Consider the following 20,287-nt stretch of genomic DNA (forward strand, 5'->3'; position numbering starts at 1 on the left):
GTCGGGGCTTGTATATATCAAGTTTATTATTCTACTTCAGGGAGTATTACTTCTGTTGAAGTGCTTGTTTCCTCGACTGGATCTACAACCTCCCCTTCTACTGGTGGGAGTACCGGTACTTCTCCTGTTACTTCACTTGGCTTAGTGAGAGAATCAATATCAATCATAAGTGCGCTTGCTTCCTTAATTGCCACCTCAGCAGCAGAAATCTCCCCTGTCTCAAGAGCCACTGTTGTCTGAAGCATGAGTGTATCTATCTGTGTGAGTGCCTCGTTCACTTTCTCTACAATTCCAGGCTCAGCAAGTGTGATGAGGCGTTCAGTGACTTGAATTTTTAAACCATTCAATACTTCGATTTCGCTCTTCACCATCTCAGTTCGTTCGATATCGCTAAGCATCACTGGTACGAGATCAGCAAGCGACACCGTTTCACGCACATCAATATCAGACATAAAAGCCACGAGTTTCTGCAGGAGCCCCAAGGTAGCAGCCAAATCGCCTGTAGCAGCCTCTGAATGATCGTCGTGCACCTGTTTCGCCTCTTCGGTCAAGCGATTGATATCACTCAAACGACGATCGATATCGCTAATTTCTTCTTCGGTTGCTGATCTTTTGATTGTGATAAAGAGTTCAAAAGCACGTGTGGTTTCACGCTCTACCTGTGCCATTAGTCCTTCGTATGAAGCAGTGTTTTCTACCTGACTTTCTATTACACCTTCACGCGCATCATTCATCACCACCATAATAGATTCCACGAGAGAATCATCTTCGATTTCTGTATCTGCACCAAGCATTGCAGACTGGACCTCGAGTGACGCATTAAAAGAAATCTCTGCAATAGCAGCACCTTCAGCATCCTGCGTACGAAGTTCCACAAGTCCCGCTTGTACTGCAGTGGTGTGTTCCTTCACGGTATCGGTAATCTGTTGCTTCACTTCTTCGGTCAACTTACCTTCACTCGCAAGCACTCGCGCTTCGGTAATACGACGCTCCATGAGTTTGGTCTCGAATTCAATTTTTTCGTACGGTGAATTGGCAAGTTGTCCCTGCACTGTTTCATTCACTCCCGTCTTTACCAAATACAACACATCACCAGGCATTGATTGCTCTGCAAAAAATGGTGCCGCGATAATAAAGAGAGCAAATATCCCGCCTGCTACACGCATATAGATTTTATTAAAATGCACCACCATAAATGATTCCGAAGGAACACTCTGTGCAAGTGCTCGCATGTCGGTCATCTGCTTTGGAAGTGGATGGTACTCCATGTATGCAAAAATACGCTCACGAAGTTCGGTACGTTCCGACGCTTTCATGTGCGTTTTGTCTGTATATTTTTTTAGTTCTGTTTCAAATGATTTCATGTTTTCTTTGTGCGGTTTTCGTGTGCTGCTGCTTCGCGTTCAGTAATCATATCCTTGAGTGTCTTCAATCCGCGATGTATACGTACCGAAACAACGTTTTCAGACTCTTCAATAAGTTCGCTGATTTCTTTTGGTCCAAGTCCATCCACAAAACGAAGCGTGAGAACCTCTCGGTACACAAGGGGAAGTTCCTGGAGAAGTAAGCTTGCTTTCTGTGCATCGAGCGTAAAAGTAACCTCCGCAATACTTCCTCCCTGCAATTCTGGAAATGAGCCCTCATCAACCCCTTCCTCTGCGAGGATTGCATCAAGTGAAAGTTCCTTTCGTTTACGATACTCATCAATAATGAGGTTATTCATTACTTTGTACAGAAAAGGCTTGTATGAGTCTATCTCGTGACCCCCACGAATATATCCCCACACTTTTGTGAATGTATCATGCACGATTTCGATTGCTCGTTCTCGGTCTGAGAGTCGATATACTGCATGTCGGAATAGTGCATCTGCATATTCATCAAATGCTTTCAAAAAACGATCCTCGTAGGACACTACGCTGGAATCCCTGACTGTTTTCCTTTTTGCCGGTTGTTTTGGCGCCATGTGGAAACCATTATAAGCGAAGACGAGTGAAAAACCCACTTCTTTCATAGAATTGCAATAAATAGCCTATTTCTTTATTAAATCCAACGATTTGACTTGAAAAAGTATACCGTTCCAGAAACAGCAGTAACCACGAACGCTGCAACGTACAGAAAAGCATGTGGATTATCTTGAAATGGAAGTGGGATATTCATACCAAAAATCGAAGATATAAGGGTTGGAATTGTGAGTACAATCGTAAATGCAGTGAGACGGCGGATTGTAGCGTTAAGATTTTGGGTCAAAATAGACTCACTTGCACTTCGAATATTTTGAATAGTCTTTAAAATAGACTTTGCAGAGTCAATAAGCTGCGCAGTTTCAATAATAAGGTCTTCGAGTAACTCCCTATCCTCACTAAACATTTGGATATAGTTCCCTTTCGTGAGTTGTTGGAGCCATTCTTGAGTGGGTACGAGCGCAGACATTATTTCATTCAGTTCCTGTTCCAAAAATACCAAACGTTGAATGTCGCGACTGCGAATATCACGAATGCGTCCCATGTCGCGATACACCATTTTGCGCATGCGGGTCAACTTTTTTTCATAGGTAGCCTCAATTTCTGAGAGAAATTGAAGAAAAAGTGCTGTTTTTTGAACAGTTGAATAATCCCTCTTGCCTGCTATGAGTGGGTCAAGGAACGGCGTTTCCTGGTTTGCAATCGTAATAAGAAACGTCTCGCCAAGAATTATGAGAATTGGCGCAGTTTCAATATCAATATCCTGCACATCAAAGGGGTAACGGGTGAAAAAATATGATATTGAGCCATCTTTTTCAAAACGTGGCACCTCAAAGACGTCCCGACTATCATCAATAATAGCCTCATCAAAACCATACTTTTCAATGAGTTCCTTAAGTTCTTCATCAGTAGGCTTCACTACATGTGTCCACACACCAGCTTTCGCCTCCAAAACGGTTTCGACTTCTGTGGAGTCACTTTGGCGAAAATAATGCGTTATCATAATCTACAGTGTATATCAGAAACGAAATAAACCTGCAATGTTTTGCTTTCATATTGTGTACAACCTCGCATTTTTTTGAAAGGAATGCTATTATCGGGGTCATGAAATCGGTATGGTGCTGGTTTCGTGTTGAAAAAATTACTTTTCCAGTTCTTGTTCACAAAGGAGGTCTGCAATGAAATTCCGCCAAGGAATTATTCGTACTCTTGTTAAGTCAGTGATTGACGATTTACTCTACAATGTTCGCCAACTTCCAGGAAAGATCAAGCGTCAACTCTGGAATAAACGCATACTTTTGTGGTGGTCTCGTCTCTGGATTCGCAAAGACGAGTTTCATTCATCGCTCAGTTTAGATACATCCGCGATGATAGAAATGACCAAAGACGAGTTAGCTGTGTATCTCAGAGACATCGTGAGAAGACGCAATATTGCACACAACAGAGACTTAGAGGGTTCTTAGTCTCAGGGGAAGCTTGTCTTCCCCGCTTTTAAAGTAAAATCTAAAAGTTTTACATCGGGGTGTATCTTCGCCTAACGGCTCGATACATTCCCTCTTCGCTCGGAAATCAAAAAGTCTGTGCTTCGCACACATCCTCTCAGGAATGTTTTAAAATCAAGCGAGCTTTATTTTAAAACATTCCTGAGAGGATGACCGACACTTTTTGATTCCTCTCGCTACATCGGGGTGTAGCATAGTGGTAGTGTACTCGGTTTGGGACCGAGTGGTCCGGGTTCGATTCCCGGCTCCCCGACAAATACTAAAATACCAGTCTTTTGACTGGTATTTTAGTATTCTGTCGCTAGGGAATCGAAGCTGATGCGAGAAATTTTTCGAGTGAAGCGAAGAAAAATATCCGCATCGGGTACTGAAACTGTAAGTTTCGATATTCCCGGCTCCCCGACAAAAAACGCAAAAGCCCTGATTTCTCAGGGCTTTTGCGTTTTTTGTCGGGGAGAGGAAGCAAACAATTTTGCTTCCGTCCGGAATCGAACGCCGGAACGATGTGAGTTTACGAACGAGTGAGGCGTGTCCCGCGGCACTTAGCGAGTTTACGAGCTTAGTGACCGTCAGGACGATTCCCGGCTCCCCGACAAAATATACGAAAGGCCGCTAGTCACAACTAGCGGCCTTTCGTATATTCAATCACATATTAATCGTTCCACGTGGAACTATAATGCTTGTTTCATATGAAACAAGCATTATAGTTATTCGAAAATTACATTCTCTATGAAATTAATCTTCCCGTACTTTTCACGTGGAACTAGACGTATTGCTACAATATCAATTACGAAATCACCAAAATACTTTCTTTCATCAAGCCAGATGCTAATTGTGTTTTTTAACTTCTTTTGCTTATATGCATGCACATTCTCCTCAGGGCGCCATGTTTTATGTGAAACTGCTCTTTCTAGATCACTCATTGTTTCATATGAAACAGTCTTTACTTCAATAAAATGGACCTTGCCACTAGTTTCACGTGCAACAATGTCGATTTCACCGCATTTTTTATTATAGTTTCTCTCAACAAGAGTAAGGCCTTTCCGCCTAAGCCAATTTGCAGCAATTTCCTCTCCCATTTCCCCAATTTCGTTGTGTTTAGCCATGTTTCATATGAAACTACATGTAAATTTGTTCCACGTGGAACCATTTTAAGTAAATTGCTTAGAATTTGAGCAGAAACTATATTTAAAGCCGTTTTTTAAAGACATTGCTCTTTTATGTATTTGTCCTTTATACACATATCCACCTGCTTTTCCCCAGTTTTTGGATTTTTTGATTATTTTTGTCGATATGTCCTTTATATTGAAGATAGTGTCTTTTATAATGTATTAGCCTAGTTTATCATCATAACTAAACTTAAGTCTTGCACACTGTGCACTATCTTCTACGATTTGGAAGTTTGTGGCCGGGGAGAATCGGTGTCCAATTCTAATTCGTTGACTCTGGTTTACTTATGATTTTCTAATTGTATCTTTGGTTCTATAATTTGGGGTCAAGTTTCTAAATTCACTTCGTTCATTAAGAACTTCCTCCCCGAACTCGTCTGTTTTTGCATTATGAATAGTTTCGTCTCAAAATCTATTGTGAGTAAGATTTTGAGACAGACTCAGAAAATATAGTCGCTCCCGCTTCTTATTTTCTGGCCACATGACTCCGTTTCACACACAAGATCAAAAGCAAAGCAGTTTGCTTTCTAACGAAAAAACACCATTTATTCAATGGTGTTTTTTCGTTTCTTGTGTGTGCGACCAGGGGTAATCGAAAACATACTGTTTCAGTACACCTTTTGGCCTAATTCGCTCGTGTCCTCGCAATTTGGCTCAAAAGCTCTTTCGATTACCCATGCAAAATTAAAAAGACCAGGGGAAACCCTGATCTTTTTTAATTTGTGCGGCCAGGGGTAATCGAAACCCCGACTAGTGCTTGGCAAGCACTCGTTATACCACTTAACCATGGCCGCATGTAATCAATACTCTTTTTCAGCGAGTGTTACCCATTTGAGTAGTGTTCGCTTTAAAATTGTATTCCCGATTATAGTATTTCCTACTCCATCATGCAACGTCTGAATTGTATTTTGTTTTTCTAATACTTGATAGCGATGAAACTGAGTAATTGGAACACGAATTGAACGTGACCAGATGCGTGAAACTTTTTCTGGGGAGTGGGTAGGGTAGAGAAGGAGCCAAAATCGTATATTTTCCCGTGGAACGCCGAGATATTCTTGCATAAACGTAATAAAAATACGGTGAGCCGACTTTCGTGATGTGGAGATTCGTATCTGATTACTTAATGAGCAGTCACCAAGGGCTGCATAGAGCATTATCCCTGCAATAAAGGCAGGGAAGTGCTTGTAATGCTTGAAAGATATTGTTGCACTCCGTTCTGCTTCTGCATATTGTTTCTTGAGTTGGTTGCTGCGCGCTTTATTCAGTAATCCAATACGTTTGCCATTTTCCTTTGAGGTACGTTTCTTATTGTCATTGGTAACAGAAATTGACCATGTTTCATGTGAAAGCCAGATACTTACGGTACTTTTTGAGACACCCACAACATGCGCTATCTCGGTATAGGTAAAACCACGCTTACGCAATCTGCATGATTCTTCGTACTGAGCAGATTTACGTATCACAGTATGAGTATAATATATACTTCGTCAATTGTTCGATTTGAGGTGTGTAGAAGCTGGGTTTTAGGTATACAGGTACTTAGTTGGACTCGTCCCGCTTTTTGACCAATTTTTCTTGAGACTGAACGGATTTAGAAAAATGTAAGGTGAATTGCGAAGCAAGAGAAGATACCCTGGGGTAGAAATACTCTTGTGGTGCTAACTCACTACATTTTGTGGTCACGAGTTGCTAAGTGTAATCAAACACTTCGTGTTGATTACACTAAGCACTCTCGACCCCAGCTCGTGGTTTTTCTTCTTTGTGGAAGAAAAACATCACTCCGCCTTGCACAAAAGCCGAACGCAAAGCCTTTTGCGTTCTAAACTAAAAGCCCATTTTCTTAAGAAAATGGGCTTTTAGTTTACTTTTGTGCACCCGGAGGGACTCGAACCCCCAACCCTTTGTTCCGAAGACAAATACTCTATCCGTTGAGCTACGGGTGCAGATTTTATGAGCATACTATTCTTTGAGATAAGAATCAACCAACATTTTCTGCCAAAACTTCATTTTGAGTAGTAGTTCTTTACTCCTCCTGACCTCGATGCGAATACACCCCTTATATAGCGGGCGCTTTTTAATTCCGCGACCACCTGGCTTATAGATAGTTTTTTTGAACTGGTCTTTATGTATATTAAGTTTATTTTTCCACCACTCTTCACAATTTTCGTGTGCGTACAATTTATGTATGAAAAGACGAAAATGCAAATCAGAGTGTTTAATTTCAATAAATCTTTCTAACCACAAAATCATTACTTGAATCATGTCATCGTCTGAGTTTATAAAACTCCATTGATTGACACGTTTTGCTCCCTCAGCCCAATATAGAGAAATGCCACAATGAAAAAATGTATCGTGTTTGTATTGTTGAAACACTTTTTGTGCTTCTTCAAGAAAAACTTGTTCACGAGCAAGACGTCTTTTTCTTAATTCGCTTGCTGCGTTAATTCGTCCCCGCGTTATGTTTGAATCTTTGCGATGTTTAAGCACCTTCCTTTCATCCTCAGTAAGTGGTAAGTCTTTGAGCCAAAGCGACAATGAACTCTTTGCAACATTAACTTCTTTTAAAATTTCATTATATGAGCAACCTTTTCTGCGAAGTTGTATAGCTCGATCTTTCTCTTGAACTAATGTTTTCATGTTTATAACATTATATCATGGTTTGAATAACACACGGCGCAGTTGTGTACATTTCTATGTAAAACCAATACAATAGACACCATGATAGTCCGCAGTGAAATACCAAAGGGAGTACAGCATGTGGCCGATATTCTCGAAAGCCATGGTTTTGAGGCGTATTTGGTGGGGGGATGCGTTCGCGATTTACTTATCGGAAAGCAACCAAAGGATTGGGATATCACCACTGATGCACATCCTAATGAAATAGAGAGTTTTTTCCCAAACACATACATCAACAATGATTTTGGTACCGTAGGAGTGGTAAACGAGGAGACTGAGGATCCGACGCTTAAAATAGTGGAGGTAACGCCATATCGTACCGAGTCTGAATATTCTGACGCACGCAGGCCAGACTCAGTAGAATTTGGGGTTTCTCTGACCGAGGACCTTAAACGACGCGATTTTACCGTAAATGCTATCGCATATCGCCTCAAAGATGAATCAATCGTTGACCTTTTTGGTGGGGAAGAGGATATCAAGCACAAGCGACTCCGTGCAGTAGGGAACCCTACCGAGCGCTTCAAAGAGGATGCACTGCGTATGATGCGTGCGGTGCGCCTTGCGGTGGAACTTGGTTTTGTGATTGAAAGTGAAACCATGTCTGCTATTACTGAAAATAGTACCAATTTAAGTCGTATTTCAAAGGAACGTATTCGCGATGAATTTTCACGTATTCTTGAGTCAAAACAGCCAATGCAAGGGATTATTTTCCTCGAGAAATTGCAATTGCTTCAGTTTGTAGCCCCCGATCTTCTCAGGGGGATTGGGGTAGAACAAAATCAAGCACATGCTTTTGATGTATACGAGCACCTTTTGCGCACCATGCAACACGCTGCCGACAAGGATTGGGAGTTTGATATTCGCCTTGCAGGGCTCTTTCACGACATCTCCAAGCCAGAGACACGACGCTGGTCGGATGAGAAAAAGGATTGGACCTTCCATGGACATGAGGTAGTGGGTGCTAGAGTAGCGAAAAAGGCTTTGCAAGACCTTAAGTTTCCTCGTGAACGTATCGAAAGGATCGTCACACTCATCAGGTGGCATATGTTTTTCTCAGATCCAGCACAAATCACTCTTTCTGCAGTACGCCGCACTATTGCGAATGTAGGGCAGGAGAATATATGGGACCTCCTCAAACTCCGCAGATGTGACCGAATTGGCACGGGAAGGCCAAAAGAACAGCCTTTCAGGCTCCGGAAGTACACTGCCATGGTGGAAGAAGCACTTCGTGACCCTATTTCAGTGAAGATGCTCAAGATTGATGGTTCCCGCATTATGGAACTTACGGGGGAGAAGCCGAGCAAGAAACTTGGTGACACACTAAATGCACTTCTTGAAGAAGTCCTCGACGAACCAGCAAAGAATACGACTGAATACATGGAAAAACGTGCCCTTGAACTCATGCACATGACGGAAGCAGAGCTCGATGCCCTCGGAAAGAGTGGAAAGGAAAAGCGGGAACGAGAAGAAGCCGAAGCTGTTGCAGAATTACACAAAAAGCATAAGGTGGACTAGGTAATATGGTTCGAAAGGAACTCTATTACCACTAAGCCTGTCGTAAAACAATGACTTTTCAGCCCCAACCTGCTAAAGTTTTGGTATGAGTGTTGTACCAAAAATAATTCTGGTTGGGGGTCCCCAAGCAACGGGGAAAACTACTTTAGCCAAAGGCCTTTCGTCTCGATTGGATATACCTTGGATTTCGACAGACCAAATACGAGCAATTTGTGGCATTACCCCTAAAGGGAAGGATTCGTTGATGGAAGAAATAGAAAACAATGAAGATGTTTGGAAAGGGGTGGAGCGTTTCATTAAAAGCCCATTCCCGTGGGAGGCTGTGATTGTTGAAGGGGTGGCCATTCTTCCGCATCTTGTTGCTTCGCTTGATATTAAAGTTAGTCCGATATTTATTATTGATACGGATGAGAAAAGGATTGCTGAGACAATTTACCAAAGAAGTTTACTTCTCTGGATACAGACAAAGACAGAGGAACAGCAGCGAAAAAGGGTTGCGTATATCATCGAGTTCAATAATTTTATAAAAAGTGAGGCAGAAAAATACAATTTTCCAATAATAGAAGTTTCGAAATCAAATCAAGATATTGAAAGAATAATGGAAATGCTTGGTTAAGAGACAGAAGGAAGACACTACTCGTATAACTCACTATGGCTTCCAATAGCCGTGAATATTACAATGTCTCCATCGAGATCCTTAAAAACTACACGAATATCCGCATTCACGTTAAAACTCTTATATCCCTCTAGACTTCCATGAAGTTCATGCACATGAAGCAAAGAATCGGCTCTGTTCTCAAGAAATACGTCTCTTCGTAACCGAAATGCCTCCTGAATACTTCGTGGTAACTTGCGAAATTGTTTCAGGAACTTCTTGTGGATAATCACTTGTATCATGTATTCTTTTTATCGAACAGATATGCATCCATATCTTTTGCATTTGTAAACACAGGAGAAAGATTCTTACCAGTCTTAAGATCTTCTTCTACTTCTTTAATGATTCCTTCTAGATAGGGGGTCATTTTATACCCTGCAGAGAACTGTACAGAGCGAGTACGAATAAACTGCTTGAGTGAGGCAGTGATGAAGGAGGAAAGGGTAAAACCAAGCTCTTCGGCGAGTTTTTGAGCCTCCTCTTTGACTTTTTTATCTGTTTTGATATTTATCATGGTTGTTTTCATATCCAAAGTATATACTTTGGATGTATAGTGTCAACTTGAGGTGTGGCCTTGCCAGACCTTCTCGCAAAATACAATAAAAAAAGCCCGTGGGATTGATAGCCGAGATGAATCTCTGCGCCCAATCCGACGGGCTTTGTTTGGTAGGGTGGTCTGTTCTCGTCTGAGTCAAAGTGGAACATAAGGTTCCAGTGGATGTACCAGATGGTACTGTATCCTAAGTGTGACTCCTTAAATTAGTTTTGGTGAATCTTGTCTGAATCATGTAAATTCAGTGCTTTCATCACCGAGTGTGATGTACTAAGAGTTTTTTTGGAGGTATTAACTCAATTTTATAATGTGCTCTTTAAGGGGTATCTCTCCGATGAGAGTTACCTGCTCGCCCTTTCTGGGCCTATCACTATAGTATGTCCTTTATAATTGAGTGTAAAGGACATACCTGTGTATAAGTGTGGATAACAAAATAATCATGTCCTTTATAAAAGACAAAATTTATAATTGTAATTCCAATTATATTTTGAGCCGTATAATTCACATGCCTTTACAGTGAATTGACACATTTATATTTCGTGTGATTGTATTTCTATAAATCCACTGCTATTTCTAGCGAAACAGGGCAGTGATCGCTCCCTAAAACTTCCGGATGTATGTGTGCCTTTTGTATCATCGGCACGAGTTCTTTTGACGCCATGACGTAGTCAATTCTCCAACCCACATTTCGCTCTCGTGCTGCGCCCCAGTGTGACCACCATGTGTAAAATCCATTTCCTTGTGTAAACAGTCGGAACGAATCTTGGAAGCCCGAACTCATCATTGCATCAAAGCCTGCTCGCTCTTCGAGAGTGAAACCTTTGTTACCTTCGTTTTCTTTTGGTCGCGCGAGGTCATCTGCAGTATGTGCAACATTGAAATCTCCACAAAAAATGACTGGTTTAATTTTTGCGAGGCTATTCATGTACTCAAGATATGCTGGGTCCCAATTCTTTTCACGCATCGGAATACGGGTGAGATCATCTTTTGCATTCGGTGTATACACGGTACTGACGTAAAATGGCTCAAATTCTAATGTTATTACGCGACCTTCTTTGGTAGTGTCTCCATATGAGTCACTGAGTGCATATTTTTGTGCTATTTCGTCTGGAATACCGTAGACAGTATTAAGTGGTTCATACTTTGTGAAAATAGCAGTGCCCGAGTACCCCTTTTTCTCTGCTGAACACCAATACTCTTCGTAATTCGGCAAATCGATTTCCACTTGGTCTTTCTGTGCTTTTGTCTCCTGAATGCAGAGGATATCCGGGTCGTACTTACTCAAAAACCTTTCAAAGTCGCCCTTTTTTAACACTGCGCGTATGCCGTTTACGTTCCATGAGAAAATTTTCATATGATACCCAGTGTATCAAACACCACAATTGTGCGCGAATATAAAACATCCACTGCATACGTAGTATGTGTGGATGTTTTGTTGCATTACGCAAATGTCATCTGCTCAGGTGAACTATGCGTAATCAAAAGCCGTACTATGTCATCTCGAGACGGGAACTGTTCCTCGTAGGGGACAACAATAACTCGTGTAGCCCCTGCTTTGTGTAACGAGACGACGCCATCATTAATACAGGCTTCGGGTGTTTCTTGTGACGTGTTACATGCACTCAGCCGTTCGCGTACTTCGCTCGGCCACGTACTTGAATACTGAGAAATTGCCTGTGATGTTGGGGTACATATTCGCGATGATGCTTCACTCACTGATATCTCCTCATTCCACGGCACCTCACTCAGAGGAAACGAAGTTGCGGCTGGCGTAACACAGAGCACTTTCCAGACTCCAGACATTGTTGAAAGTAAATCATATACTGGGTCAAGCACTTTCCTTAGAAGGATACTACAATCGAATGTTTCCCGTGTAGCACCACTCTGTGAAGTACAGAACACAATACCAAGTTTTTCTTTACTCACGCTATTCTCCCTTACATTAAAATGAACGCATTAGAACTATCAACTTCAGAGGATACGGTATGCTTGTCTTAATGTAATGTCAACTGTGGACATTTTCTTTTCGTCACAAAGCACTGTGATACGCTACATATAGGAGATCTTAGTAATCTAAAATTCTACATATGGCAGAACGTGTTACCCACAAAAAGGAAAAAAAGAAACCAAAGAAAGGAGACAAGAAATAGAAAATCGCCCGCAACTCTGTTGCGGGCGACTTTTCTATGTATCCAAAACCCTTTCAAAATCGCCTAAAATGCGCTAGTGTACAGTACTTATGGCACGTGAAGCAGGTCTTATCTCGTTTAACGACGTAACGTTTGAATACACACACAATAAACCAATCTTAATTGGGGCTAATTTTGTGATTCGCCGCGGATCAAAATTGACCCTCATGGGTCAAAACGGTGCAGGGAAGAGTACTATTTTTGGTCTTATCACTGGCGAATTTAAAGAAAACGATGGTGATATCAATATTATGCCTCGCACTACCATCGCGCTTTCAAGGCAGGTAATACCTCGTGATGAACTCGATTTAACCGTTCGTGATTTTTTTCAGAAGTGCTTTCCTGAAAAGGTATATGATATCGACCCAAAGATTGATGCGGTACTTGAGGTAGTGAATCTTGTAGCACCTCACGACCGTATCGTGCGTTCTTTTTCTGGTGGACAGCAAGCGCGCATACTCCTCGCCTCGGCACTTATCCAAAATCCCGACCTTCTCCTCCTTGACGAGCCGACCAACAACCTCGATGTCGAGGGTATTCGCCATCTCACTGAGTTTCTCCGTGAGTATAAAAAGACCGTTGTGGTAATTTCCCATGATGCTGATTTTCTCAATGCGTTTACGGAAGGTGTGTTGTACCTCGATGTCCGTACACATGTCATAGAGCAGTATGATGGCAACTATCATACAGTGGTGCGGGAAATCGCGGCGCGTATTGAAAGGGAAAACCGAAAGAACTCCCAATATGCAAAAGAAATTCAAGCAAACAAAGAAAAGGCGAACTTCTTTGCACAAAAAGGAGGCAAGATGCGCCTTGTAGCAAAGAAACTGCGTGAAGAGGCAGAAGAGTATGAAGAAAACAAAGTGGATGTGCGCAAAGAAGATAGAACCATTCGCCCTTTCACAATTAATGTCCCCGAAGAACTCCCCACAAAGATTCTCACCATTTCTTCATATAAGGTTATCAAAAATCACGTTCCAACCGAAAAGAAATGTGATATAACGCTCGGAAAGAATTTTCACCTTCAACTCGTGGGTCCAAACGGCATAGGGAAGAGCACGCTTCTCGAAGCACTTGCCTCAGGGCACGCACAGGGTGAGACTGTAGCGCCACAGGTAAAGATTGGCTACTACCGACAGGATTTCTCAACCCTCAACTTCGAGGATACGGTGTTTAATGCACTCCTCTCCGTGATGGAGAAAAAGATAGAGGAAGACATGCGCTCGGTGGCTGCAGGTTTTCTTCTTGGTAGTGACGTCATGCGTACCAAGATTGGGAGTCTCTCAGAAGGACAAAAGGGTCTCGTGGCATTTGCACAACTTGTGCTCATGAAACCAGGCCTTCTCATCCTCGATGAACCCACCAACCACATCAATTTCCGACATCTTCCTGTAATCGCAGAGGCACTCAACAAGTATGAAGGCGCCATGATTCTTGTTTCTCACGTCCCCGATTTTGTAGAAAAAATTCGTATTGATGAGGTGTTGGATTTAGGGAAGAAACATACGTAATCTTTATATTTTGTACTCATTTTGACGGTATCATATAAAGTGTTGCAAAATGTGCAAAAAAAATATATTCTGGCACAGACTCCTCGTGGTGCTGGTCATATTCCTTCACACACAATGAAGTCAGAAACATTGTTCTTAAACAATTCGGAGTTGAAAAATGGGCAAAGCAAAAACTGTGGGAAATGGTAACCTTGCAATAGCAGATTCCAAAGAAGTCATATTTGAGCAGACTGCCAAATATATTTGCTGTATATGCAAGGATCCTCATTTTCGCGTATACGGCAGATGGAATCACGGGAAAGAATCCGTCTGTTCCAAGGCTTGCAATGACAGAAAGAGTGAGGAAGTGAGGAACGCTCGCTCTAAACGGCCGCCAAATCTTGCTGTAGTTACAACATAACCAACTCAATACAACCAAGGGAAACCTCTGCGCAAGCGGGGGTTTTGATTTTGTTAGGTTTTTAAAATTTGATGCGTGTTCTGATTTGCATACACCGCTAATCCCTCGTATTATCAAGTAATGGAAAAAGAAATCACCTGTATCTACCACAAGGATTGCATCGATGGCACTACTGCCGCTGCCGTGGTTCTCAGAAAATATCCAAATGCCCAAACCTTTCCCCTCGCCCATAATTACTCTCCCGAGGAAATAGAAACCATTCTTAATTGTACTGAACCTTCTGCCCACATATATATAGTCGACTCAACACTTGGATTGACTGAGTTTTTGGAACGAGGACACACGGTGACGGTAATCGATCACCACATTAGCGAACATACGCGAGTATTAGAAATCACAAAGGACTACACGGGGCTCACCTATGTATTTGATAATGAAAAGTCAGGTGCGTCACTCTCGTGGGCATACCTCTTTCCCGAAGTACCTGCGCCTGCACTTATTCCCCATGTAGAAGACAATGACCTCTGGAAAAAAATGTTTGGGGAAGAAACTGAGCACATTGTGAATTATCTTTCCCTATGGAGAAACGACCCTCATCACACCGTAGCGCTTTTTGATGAACCTCTCGAATCACTTACCGCTCAAGGAACAATACTAACGCTCTCAGCGCATTCTATGGTAAGCCGACTAATCCTTCTTGAGCCGGTAACGCTTCGTATTGAAAATCATGAGGTACTTGCATACAACATCACTAATTACCAATCAGCGTGTGGCAATGCGCTTGCTCACCAAAACGGCATGGCGGTTGCGCTCTATACCATTTTGGGTAACCAAGTAAAGTTTAGTTTCCGTTCTGAGGATTCACATGAACCCTCAGCACTCAAACTCGCCATGTCGCTCGGCGGAGGAGGACATCGAAATAGTTCTGGAGCCACTATATCGCTCGACAACTTTATTGAACGCATTGTACGAATATAAAACAATCCCCTCGACGTATGGGGGATTGCTTTTTCACATCACGGAAAACATGGTAGTCTGTATACACTATTATTGTAATGACGATATAACTTTTCGTATGGACAACACACCAGAAACAACGAACGCTGAAAGACCTACAACTTCCGAACCCGTTAAGAGTGGGACGTGTACAGTATGTAATGCAAGTCCTATTCAAAATGGAATCTGTACAGTATGTGCCGCAGAGCATACCCCCGTTACCTCTGAAACCCCCGCGAGCGTATGTGGGACAGGATTCGATACCCCCTGCGAGCCATTTTATAAGAAATACGCTACATATATAGCGCTTATTGTTGCAACGGCGATTATACTTGGTGCAGGCTTTTATATGTATTCAGGATTCGGTGCTCGCGGTGCAGTGGTTGCAACAGTGAACGGCACCAAAATATATCAACCAGAACTTGATGAGAGCATCAATCTCCTTTCACAAAGTGCTGCTGCACAAGGAGCAAACATAAGTGACCCAAAAACGCTTGAAGAAATCCGCACACAAGCACTTGAGGTACTTATCAGCAATACTCTCATGACAGCTGCTGCAAAAAAAGAGGGTGTCACTGTATCTGATGCAGATGTACAAAAGCAGTTTGACGATCTCTTGGCACAATTTGGCACACAAGAAGAACTTACAGCAAAAATGGCTGAGGTAGGGCTCACGGAGGAGAAGCTTCGCAAAAACATTAGTGATCGCATTCTTGCAGAACGTTACATAGAGGCAGTAACCGACATTGAAACAGTTGCGGTGACTGAGGAAGAAGTTGCTGAGTTTATAAAAACGATTACCGCAAATGGCACAGAATTGCCACCTCTTGATGAAATTCGCCCACAAATTGAAGCCCAACTCGCCGGGGAAAAACAACAGAAAATCATCACTGAACTCGTGGAAAAACTACGAGCAGATGCCGATGTTGTGATTAAATAAATAGATGGAGAAATCCCCTCCGCGCCTATGGCGCGGAGGGGATTTTCATGCCTTTTTCACATTTGGTAAGAAATGGCTCTACTATGCGTCAACGTGAATAATGTACGAGCGATTTCATACCTACACCAAATCAAAGCCCCGTATGCGCAAAATTGCGGGTTGGACTTTTGTAATATTTGGCTTTCTTGCACTTATTACGCCACTCACTCCCGGGGGACTCCTTTTCTTTGTCGGCCTTGAACTTCTTGGGCTACGCTTTATTGGTGCCGAAAAATTAAAGCGCTTTCTGATGAAAAAAAAGGAACTCCCTGTGCTCGATACAATTACCATCGACACCCCTCCCCACACCATACATTCTTAGAATGCGTTATACTAATAGTATGAAAACACGATTATTCATACTTATCGTTGGAGCATTGGTAGCCACCCTCGTGTGGCTCTTTGTCGTTGGGGGAGAGACACCACCACAGCCAATCGCATGCACAATGGAAGCACGCATCTGCCCCGACGGTAGTGCGGTAGGGAGAACGGGCCCCAATTGCGAATTTGCGGAGTGCACAGAGAGTGAAACTCCTACCGAAGTCCCCGATACACCCGACACTGTCGCCTGCACTATGGACGTGCAGTCCTGCTCGGATGGTAGTTTTGTGGGGCGTGTAGCACCATCGTGTGCATTTGCACCGTGTCCTCAAGAATCAACCCTCGATAATCTCATTCGTGTAACTTCCCCCGCTCCACAGAGCAGTATTACTTCCCCCACAACAATCACGGGAACAGCGCGTGGCACTTGGTTCTTTGAAGGCAGTTTCCCTATTTCAATAGTAAATTGGGATGGACTTATTATTGGAGAGGGAATTGCGACCGCAGAAGGAGAATGGATGACTGAGGATTTTGTCCCTTTCACCGCAAATATTTCATACACCATCGACCCACAAACTCCATACAACCGCGGTGCAGTAATCCTGAAGAAAGACAACCCCTCCGGCCTCCCCGAACACGATGCCGCACTAGAGATACCCGTGACTTTTAACGAAATTAGTCAGTAATTAAGCCCCAATGGAAATACGAAATCATTTTTATCGAATTAGCATCAAGGCGCTCATACTGAATGAAAGTCGTGATAAGTTTTTGATTGTGAAAGAGGAGGATGGTCGGTGGGAACTTCCGGGAGGAGGTCTTGACTGGGGAGCAACACCACACCAGGATCTTCCGCGAGAAATTAGTGAAGAAATGGGAGTGAAGGTGACATGGATAGCCCCACACCCTTCATATTTTTTAACGTGTGAAAACAGTAATCGCGAAATTTGGATTGCGAATGTGCTCTATGAAACGACTCTCGAGAGTCTCGACTTCACACCATCAGACGAGTGCACTGAAGTGCGTTTTGTAAACAAAGATGAAATCGACGGGCTTGATGTACATGCAAACGTCATAATTTTAGGAGACATGTTTGACCCTAAAAAGCATCAATAGGAAAAAACACTCTTAATATGTACGTCACCGCCGTGTGTGAAATTTTTTGTAAAAGTCTCTGTCTCATGTAACGTAATCCAGTCAGATTTCTTCTCTCCATTTTCTTCTACGCAGATAGCCCCTCAAGAAAATCCTTAGCGCGGACAATGTGAATATTATTATGTTGCACTTCTGTGTGCGTCGTATGCCCAACCACTTGCGTCGCAGTAATATGGTACTTCTGACTATAGTAACTCAGTTGTCTCGTACCACTACCCTGTGACAATTTTACCTCAATAAGTTCTTGAGCTTTTTCATTATGAACGCGCACAAAATCAACTTCCGGCCCATCCTTAACGCGGACATACGCCAATCGACGCTGCTCTCCGAAGACATCTTCTCTATAAAAATCATCCTTAAGAAGCGAGAGCGCAACAAGATTTTCGAGTCGGACGTCCTCTCCCCCTTGCACCATCCCTGTATCAAAAAAATATACTTTTGGCTCTTTTCGTATTGCACGAGCAATTTTTGTCGTGTACGGAGTAACGCGGAAAATAATATATAGGTCCTCAAGAATATCGATGTATCGTTTCGCAGTCTTTGGAGAAATCCCTACATCTTCGGCAATGCTTGCATATGAAAGGGAACTTCCTACGCGTTCGCGAAGGAGGCGAAGAATTGTATGCAGTGAACGGATATCTTCTACCGCAGCAAAATCGAGAACATCGACGTTTATCATACTTTCGATATACAGACTACGGAGGCGTTCATCCATCGTGTCCTCTGTAAGGAATCGCTCAGGGAATCCTCCGCGAGTGAGCAGGCGCTCGACTGCACCTTCATACATAGTTCCCTTGAGTTCTTGAAGTGAGAAGGGGAGAATGCGGTGGAGAAGGTATCGACCCGCCAGTGAATCGCCCACCCGTCGATACGCATTGAGTCGCGCACTCCCTGTTACCAGGATGCTTAGGCCTTCAGGTTTTGTATCATAAATGCCTTTGAGATAATTTTTCCAGTTGCGCATCTTATGTATCTCATCAAAGACAACGAGGTCGACTCCAAAAAGGAATTTCTTATCTTTAATTATTTTTCTATGGTCGCTGTCATCAAAGTTGAGGTAGAGTGGATGTTCAAATGACTTCATAACCTCCTTCGCTATCCACGTTTTTCCAACTTGACGAGGACCAACAACAAACACAATCTTTTTCTTAAGATCCTGGATAATGGTCTGTGTTTGCTTCCTTGGTATGTTCATAGCGCTTATTGTATAGCATAATCCATAAAAAGCAACCCTTTTATGGATTTGCCTCCAAAATGGTCGAATTTTGTGTTTTGACCAGAATCTTGGTAAAAAATCCAAGTGTGTAGTATTTCCAAAATTAATTATGGTTAATTAACTCTTAATTATAGAAATTTTGTGTACCGATAAGAGAAGGGTGGCTGTATTCTTATCATCCCATACAAAAATTAACCGATGCGAACCGGTAAAAGAGAAGTAAACGAATTCCTTTAATACTTCCGTGATTTTAAAAGATTATTAAGGTCTCCTGAAAGTGTCGGCTCCTTCATAGCATGAAGAACTTTCTGAACCGCCCTGTCTTCAATATAGTGTTTGAGTGCATTGCGCACGACAACAGCTCTACTTGCGCCAGTTTCTTCAGCCGCCTCGGCGAGGTGCATCTCGAGTTCAGGAGTGAGAATAACCGATATTGTTGACATGATACTTAGATGAAAAAATTTATATTAAATACAAGTGGCACTTCAAGATGATTCAGAATCACCCCCGTGAGTGAAACTTTTTGTGGATGTCGCGGAGGTGTTTGTCGGTGACGTGGGTGTATATCTGGGTGGTGGCGATATTGGCGTGGCCGAGGAGTGCCTGTACGGAGCGGAGGTCGGCACCATTATGGAGTAGGTCGGTGGCGAAACAGTGGCGGAGTTTATGGGGGGTGACTTTGCGGGTAATACCGGCAATGGTTGCGTAGCGCTTTATTATGCGTTGCACACTCCTTGGTGTGAGCCGAAGGTCTTTATTTTTCAACTCATCATGCTTGGCGTTTTTTCCATACTGAATAAACATGGCATCATCAAAGTCCTTACGTTCTTTGAGATACGCTTTGATTGCGTCTCGCGCCGTGTCCGAAAGAAATACCACACGCACCTTGTCTCCCTTGCCGCGTACGGAAAATTCATCTCGACTTAAATCCACATCTTCTTGAGACAGTGCACACAGTTCAGACACACGAAGGCCGGTTGAAAAAAGAAGTTCGAGTATTGCTTTATCCCGGAGGCCGGAAAGGGAAGCGAGGTCGGGTGCCTCAATGAGGCGCGTGAGCTCGGAAGAAGAGATGAGGTCGAGAGAACGTTCAGGCACTTTCGCGAGTTCAATGCGCTCAGGGTTGAGCGACTCGATGCCGCGTTTCCGCATATATTTTAGAAACGCACGAAGTGCAATGAGGTAGTAGTTTCGTGTTTTCGGTTTCAGAGTCTCCATATTTCTCCCAACCTTCGTTCCGGGCTGACGATTGAGCCATAGGCGGTACTCGCGTACATGCGCTTCAGTGAGTGCGCTTGGATTTTCAATTTTTGAGTATTCCAAAAAGCGGGTGAGATAGTGGTCGTAGTTCCTCACGGTCAAAATACTGCGTCCTTTTTCAATTTCGAGGTATTCAAGGAATTCGCGTTTGAGTTCGGTTAAGGTCATACATACAATATATAGGTATAGGGAGGGAAGTGTCGCACAATATAGTGGATAAGCCCGCGTTAGG

Annotated in this window: 22 protein-coding genes and 3 tRNA genes; 10 read left to right on the forward strand and 15 right to left on the reverse strand. The window is 42.9% G+C overall.

Annotation, left to right across the window (positions count from 1 at the left end; all coding sequences use genetic code 11):
• Window positions 1-26 precede the first annotated feature (26 nt).
• The 3 genes from IPH92_03910 to IPH92_03920 are packed head-to-tail and all read right to left on the reverse strand — an operon-like array spanning window position 27 to window position 2,964.
• Window positions 27-1,364 (reverse strand): hypothetical protein, encoded by a 1,338-nt coding sequence (locus IPH92_03910; protein QQR64680.1) that lies wholly within the window; start codon window positions 1,362-1,364, stop codon window positions 27-29.
• On the reverse strand, window positions 1,361-2,011 hold the full coding sequence (locus IPH92_03915; GenBank protein ID QQR64681.1) for an RNA polymerase sigma factor: 651 nt from the start codon (window positions 2,009-2,011) through the stop codon (window positions 1,361-1,363). Before IPH92_03915 ends, IPH92_03910 begins: the two co-directional genes overlap by 4 nt.
• A 29-nt stretch (window positions 2,012-2,040) precedes the next feature.
• A complete protein-coding gene (locus tag IPH92_03920) occupies window positions 2,041-2,964 on the reverse strand; it encodes a magnesium transporter CorA family protein (protein ID QQR64682.1) in 924 nt (307 codons plus the stop codon).
• Window positions 2,965-3,139: 175 nt separating this feature from the next.
• Here IPH92_03920 and IPH92_03925 point away from each other — a divergent pair, with 175 nt between their 5' ends.
• On the forward strand, window positions 3,140-3,424 hold the full coding sequence (locus IPH92_03925) for a hypothetical protein (protein QQR64683.1): 285 nt from the start codon (window positions 3,140-3,142) through the stop codon (window positions 3,422-3,424).
• Between the two features lie 221 nt (window positions 3,425-3,645).
• Window positions 3,646-3,716, forward strand: a tRNA-Pro gene (locus tag IPH92_03930).
• A gap of 454 nt (window positions 3,717-4,170) precedes the next feature.
• Here the strand turns inward: IPH92_03930 and IPH92_03935 are convergent.
• The 5 genes from IPH92_03935 to IPH92_03955 form a co-directional block, all read right to left on the reverse strand.
• Window positions 4,171-4,569 carry a YraN family protein gene (locus tag IPH92_03935; GenBank protein QQR64684.1) on the reverse strand — a complete coding sequence of 133 codons (399 nt, stop codon included), beginning with the start codon at window positions 4,567-4,569 and terminating at the stop codon, window positions 4,171-4,173.
• A 786-nt stretch (window positions 4,570-5,355) separates the two neighbouring features.
• A tRNA-Gly gene (locus IPH92_03940) sits at window positions 5,356-5,426 on the reverse strand.
• Window positions 5,427-5,432: 6 nt separating this feature from the next.
• Window positions 5,433-6,095 (reverse strand): helix-turn-helix domain-containing protein, encoded by a 663-nt coding sequence (locus tag IPH92_03945; protein QQR64685.1) that lies wholly within the window; start codon window positions 6,093-6,095, stop codon window positions 5,433-5,435.
• A 407-nt stretch (window positions 6,096-6,502) separates the two neighbouring features.
• Window positions 6,503-6,575: transfer RNA gene (locus tag IPH92_03950), tRNA-Arg, on the reverse strand.
• Window positions 6,576-6,591: 16 nt separating this feature from the next.
• A complete protein-coding gene (locus IPH92_03955) occupies window positions 6,592-7,269 on the reverse strand; it encodes a hypothetical protein (protein ID QQR64686.1) in 678 nt (225 codons plus the stop codon).
• A gap of 81 nt (window positions 7,270-7,350) precedes the next feature.
• On the opposite strand from IPH92_03955, the gene IPH92_03960 reads away from it, so the two are divergent.
• Complete coding sequence (locus IPH92_03960) at window positions 7,351-8,823, forward strand: HD domain-containing protein (GenBank protein QQR64687.1); 1,473 nt, start codon at window positions 7,351-7,353, stop codon at window positions 8,821-8,823.
• Window positions 8,824-8,908: 85 nt separating this feature from the next.
• Complete coding sequence (locus tag IPH92_03965; protein ID QQR64688.1) at window positions 8,909-9,439, forward strand: hypothetical protein; 531 nt, start codon at window positions 8,909-8,911, stop codon at window positions 9,437-9,439.
• A 17-nt stretch (window positions 9,440-9,456) separates the two neighbouring features.
• Here IPH92_03965 and IPH92_03970 read toward each other — a convergent pair whose 3' ends face one another.
• The 4 genes from IPH92_03970 to IPH92_03985 form a co-directional block, all read right to left on the reverse strand.
• Complete coding sequence (locus tag IPH92_03970) at window positions 9,457-9,720, reverse strand: type II toxin-antitoxin system YafQ family toxin (protein ID QQR64689.1); 264 nt, start codon at window positions 9,718-9,720, stop codon at window positions 9,457-9,459.
• On the reverse strand, window positions 9,717-10,004 hold the full coding sequence (locus tag IPH92_03975; protein QQR64690.1) for a type II toxin-antitoxin system RelB/DinJ family antitoxin: 288 nt from the start codon (window positions 10,002-10,004) through the stop codon (window positions 9,717-9,719). The genes IPH92_03970 and IPH92_03975 overlap by 4 nt, the downstream gene beginning before the upstream one ends.
• 580 nt (window positions 10,005-10,584) lie before the next feature.
• Window positions 10,585-11,385, reverse strand: coding sequence for an exodeoxyribonuclease III (gene xth, locus IPH92_03980; GenBank protein ID QQR64691.1), 801 nt, complete (start codon window positions 11,383-11,385; stop codon window positions 10,585-10,587).
• Window positions 11,386-11,471: 86 nt separating this feature from the next.
• Window positions 11,472-11,957 (reverse strand): hypothetical protein, encoded by a 486-nt coding sequence (locus tag IPH92_03985; GenBank protein QQR64692.1) that lies wholly within the window; start codon window positions 11,955-11,957, stop codon window positions 11,472-11,474.
• 313 nt (window positions 11,958-12,270) lie between these two features.
• Between IPH92_03985 and IPH92_03990 the strand changes: the two genes are divergently transcribed.
• The 6 genes from IPH92_03990 to IPH92_04015 all read left to right on the forward strand — a co-directional run bounded on the left by IPH92_03990 (window position 12,271) and on the right by IPH92_04015 (window position 17,540).
• Window positions 12,271-13,731: an ABC-F family ATP-binding cassette domain-containing protein gene (locus IPH92_03990; protein ID QQR64693.1), complete on the forward strand. Its 1,461-nt coding sequence runs from the start codon at window positions 12,271-12,273 to the stop codon at window positions 13,729-13,731.
• Between the two features lie 520 nt (window positions 13,732-14,251).
• On the forward strand, window positions 14,252-15,109 hold the full coding sequence (locus IPH92_03995; GenBank protein QQR64694.1) for a phosphoesterase: 858 nt from the start codon (window positions 14,252-14,254) through the stop codon (window positions 15,107-15,109).
• 97 nt (window positions 15,110-15,206) lie between these two features.
• Entirely contained in the window at window positions 15,207-16,067 is an 861-nt protein-coding gene (locus IPH92_04000; protein ID QQR64695.1) for a SurA N-terminal domain-containing protein, read from the forward strand.
• 142 nt (window positions 16,068-16,209) lie between these two features.
• Entirely contained in the window at window positions 16,210-16,428 is a 219-nt protein-coding gene (locus IPH92_04005; protein QQR64696.1) for a hypothetical protein, read from the forward strand.
• A 19-nt stretch (window positions 16,429-16,447) separates the two neighbouring features.
• Window positions 16,448-17,113, forward strand: coding sequence for a hypothetical protein (locus IPH92_04010; GenBank protein ID QQR64697.1), 666 nt, complete (start codon window positions 16,448-16,450; stop codon window positions 17,111-17,113).
• Between the two features lie 10 nt (window positions 17,114-17,123).
• The gene (locus IPH92_04015; GenBank protein ID QQR64698.1) at window positions 17,124-17,540 is read left to right on the forward strand and encodes an NUDIX hydrolase; all 417 of its coding nucleotides are present in this window, start codon (window positions 17,124-17,126) and stop codon (window positions 17,538-17,540) included.
• A 106-nt stretch (window positions 17,541-17,646) separates the two neighbouring features.
• Here the strand turns inward: IPH92_04015 and IPH92_04020 are convergent, their stop codons facing one another.
• The 3 genes from IPH92_04020 to IPH92_04030 form a co-directional block, all read right to left on the reverse strand.
• Window positions 17,647-18,774 (reverse strand): ATP-binding protein, encoded by a 1,128-nt coding sequence (locus tag IPH92_04020; protein ID QQR64699.1) that lies wholly within the window; start codon window positions 18,772-18,774, stop codon window positions 17,647-17,649.
• Between the two features lie 254 nt (window positions 18,775-19,028).
• Window positions 19,029-19,238: a hypothetical protein gene (locus IPH92_04025; GenBank protein ID QQR64700.1), complete on the reverse strand. Its 210-nt coding sequence runs from the start codon at window positions 19,236-19,238 to the stop codon at window positions 19,029-19,031.
• A gap of 58 nt (window positions 19,239-19,296) precedes the next feature.
• Complete coding sequence (locus IPH92_04030; protein QQR64701.1) at window positions 19,297-20,223, reverse strand: tyrosine-type recombinase/integrase; 927 nt, start codon at window positions 20,221-20,223, stop codon at window positions 19,297-19,299.
• Window positions 20,224-20,287: the final 64 nt, after the last annotated feature.

The sequence above is a fragment of the Candidatus Kaiserbacteria bacterium genome, assembly GCA_016699245.1.
Taxonomy (GTDB): domain Bacteria; phylum Patescibacteriota; class Minisyncoccia; order Phycocordibacterales; family UBA918; genus Damh-18.

What these genes read in the sequence shown, in the direction of transcription:
- IPH92_03910 (QQR64680.1), bottom strand. Translation starts at nt 1,364, where the DNA reads ATGAAATCATTTGAAACAGAACTAAAAAAATATACAGACAAAACGCAC.
- IPH92_03915 (QQR64681.1), bottom strand. Translation starts at nt 2,011, where the DNA reads ATGAAAGAAGTGGGTTTTTCACTCGTCTTCGCTTATAATGGTTTCCAC.
- IPH92_03920 (QQR64682.1), bottom strand. Translation starts at nt 2,964, where the DNA reads ATGATAACGCATTATTTTCGCCAAAGTGACTCCACAGAAGTCGAAACC.
- IPH92_03925 (QQR64683.1), top strand. Translation starts at nt 3,140, where the DNA reads ATGAAATTCCGCCAAGGAATTATTCGTACTCTTGTTAAGTCAGTGATT.
- IPH92_03935 (QQR64684.1), bottom strand. Translation starts at nt 4,569, where the DNA reads ATGGCTAAACACAACGAAATTGGGGAAATGGGAGAGGAAATTGCTGCA.
- IPH92_03955 (QQR64686.1), bottom strand. Translation starts at nt 7,269, where the DNA reads ATGAAAACATTAGTTCAAGAGAAAGATCGAGCTATACAACTTCGCAGA.
- IPH92_03960 (QQR64687.1), top strand. Translation starts at nt 7,351, where the DNA reads ATGATAGTCCGCAGTGAAATACCAAAGGGAGTACAGCATGTGGCCGAT.
- IPH92_03965 (QQR64688.1), top strand. Translation starts at nt 8,909, where the DNA reads ATGAGTGTTGTACCAAAAATAATTCTGGTTGGGGGTCCCCAAGCAACG.
- IPH92_03970 (QQR64689.1), bottom strand. Translation starts at nt 9,720, where the DNA reads ATGATACAAGTGATTATCCACAAGAAGTTCCTGAAACAATTTCGCAAG.
- IPH92_03975 (QQR64690.1), bottom strand. Translation starts at nt 10,004, where the DNA reads ATGAAAACAACCATGATAAATATCAAAACAGATAAAAAAGTCAAAGAG.
- xth (QQR64691.1), bottom strand. Translation starts at nt 11,385, where the DNA reads ATGAAAATTTTCTCATGGAACGTAAACGGCATACGCGCAGTGTTAAAA.
- IPH92_03990 (QQR64693.1), top strand. Translation starts at nt 12,271, where the DNA reads ATGGCACGTGAAGCAGGTCTTATCTCGTTTAACGACGTAACGTTTGAA.
- IPH92_03995 (QQR64694.1), top strand. Translation starts at nt 14,252, where the DNA reads ATGGAAAAAGAAATCACCTGTATCTACCACAAGGATTGCATCGATGGC.
- IPH92_04000 (QQR64695.1), top strand. Translation starts at nt 15,207, where the DNA reads ATGGACAACACACCAGAAACAACGAACGCTGAAAGACCTACAACTTCC.
- IPH92_04005 (QQR64696.1), top strand. Translation starts at nt 16,210, where the DNA reads ATGCGCAAAATTGCGGGTTGGACTTTTGTAATATTTGGCTTTCTTGCA.
- IPH92_04010 (QQR64697.1), top strand. Translation starts at nt 16,448, where the DNA reads ATGAAAACACGATTATTCATACTTATCGTTGGAGCATTGGTAGCCACC.
- IPH92_04015 (QQR64698.1), top strand. Translation starts at nt 17,124, where the DNA reads ATGGAAATACGAAATCATTTTTATCGAATTAGCATCAAGGCGCTCATA.
- IPH92_04020 (QQR64699.1), bottom strand. Translation starts at nt 18,774, where the DNA reads ATGAACATACCAAGGAAGCAAACACAGACCATTATCCAGGATCTTAAG.
- IPH92_04025 (QQR64700.1), bottom strand. Translation starts at nt 19,238, where the DNA reads ATGTCAACAATATCGGTTATTCTCACTCCTGAACTCGAGATGCACCTC.
- IPH92_04030 (QQR64701.1), bottom strand. Translation starts at nt 20,223, where the DNA reads ATGACCTTAACCGAACTCAAACGCGAATTCCTTGAATACCTCGAAATT.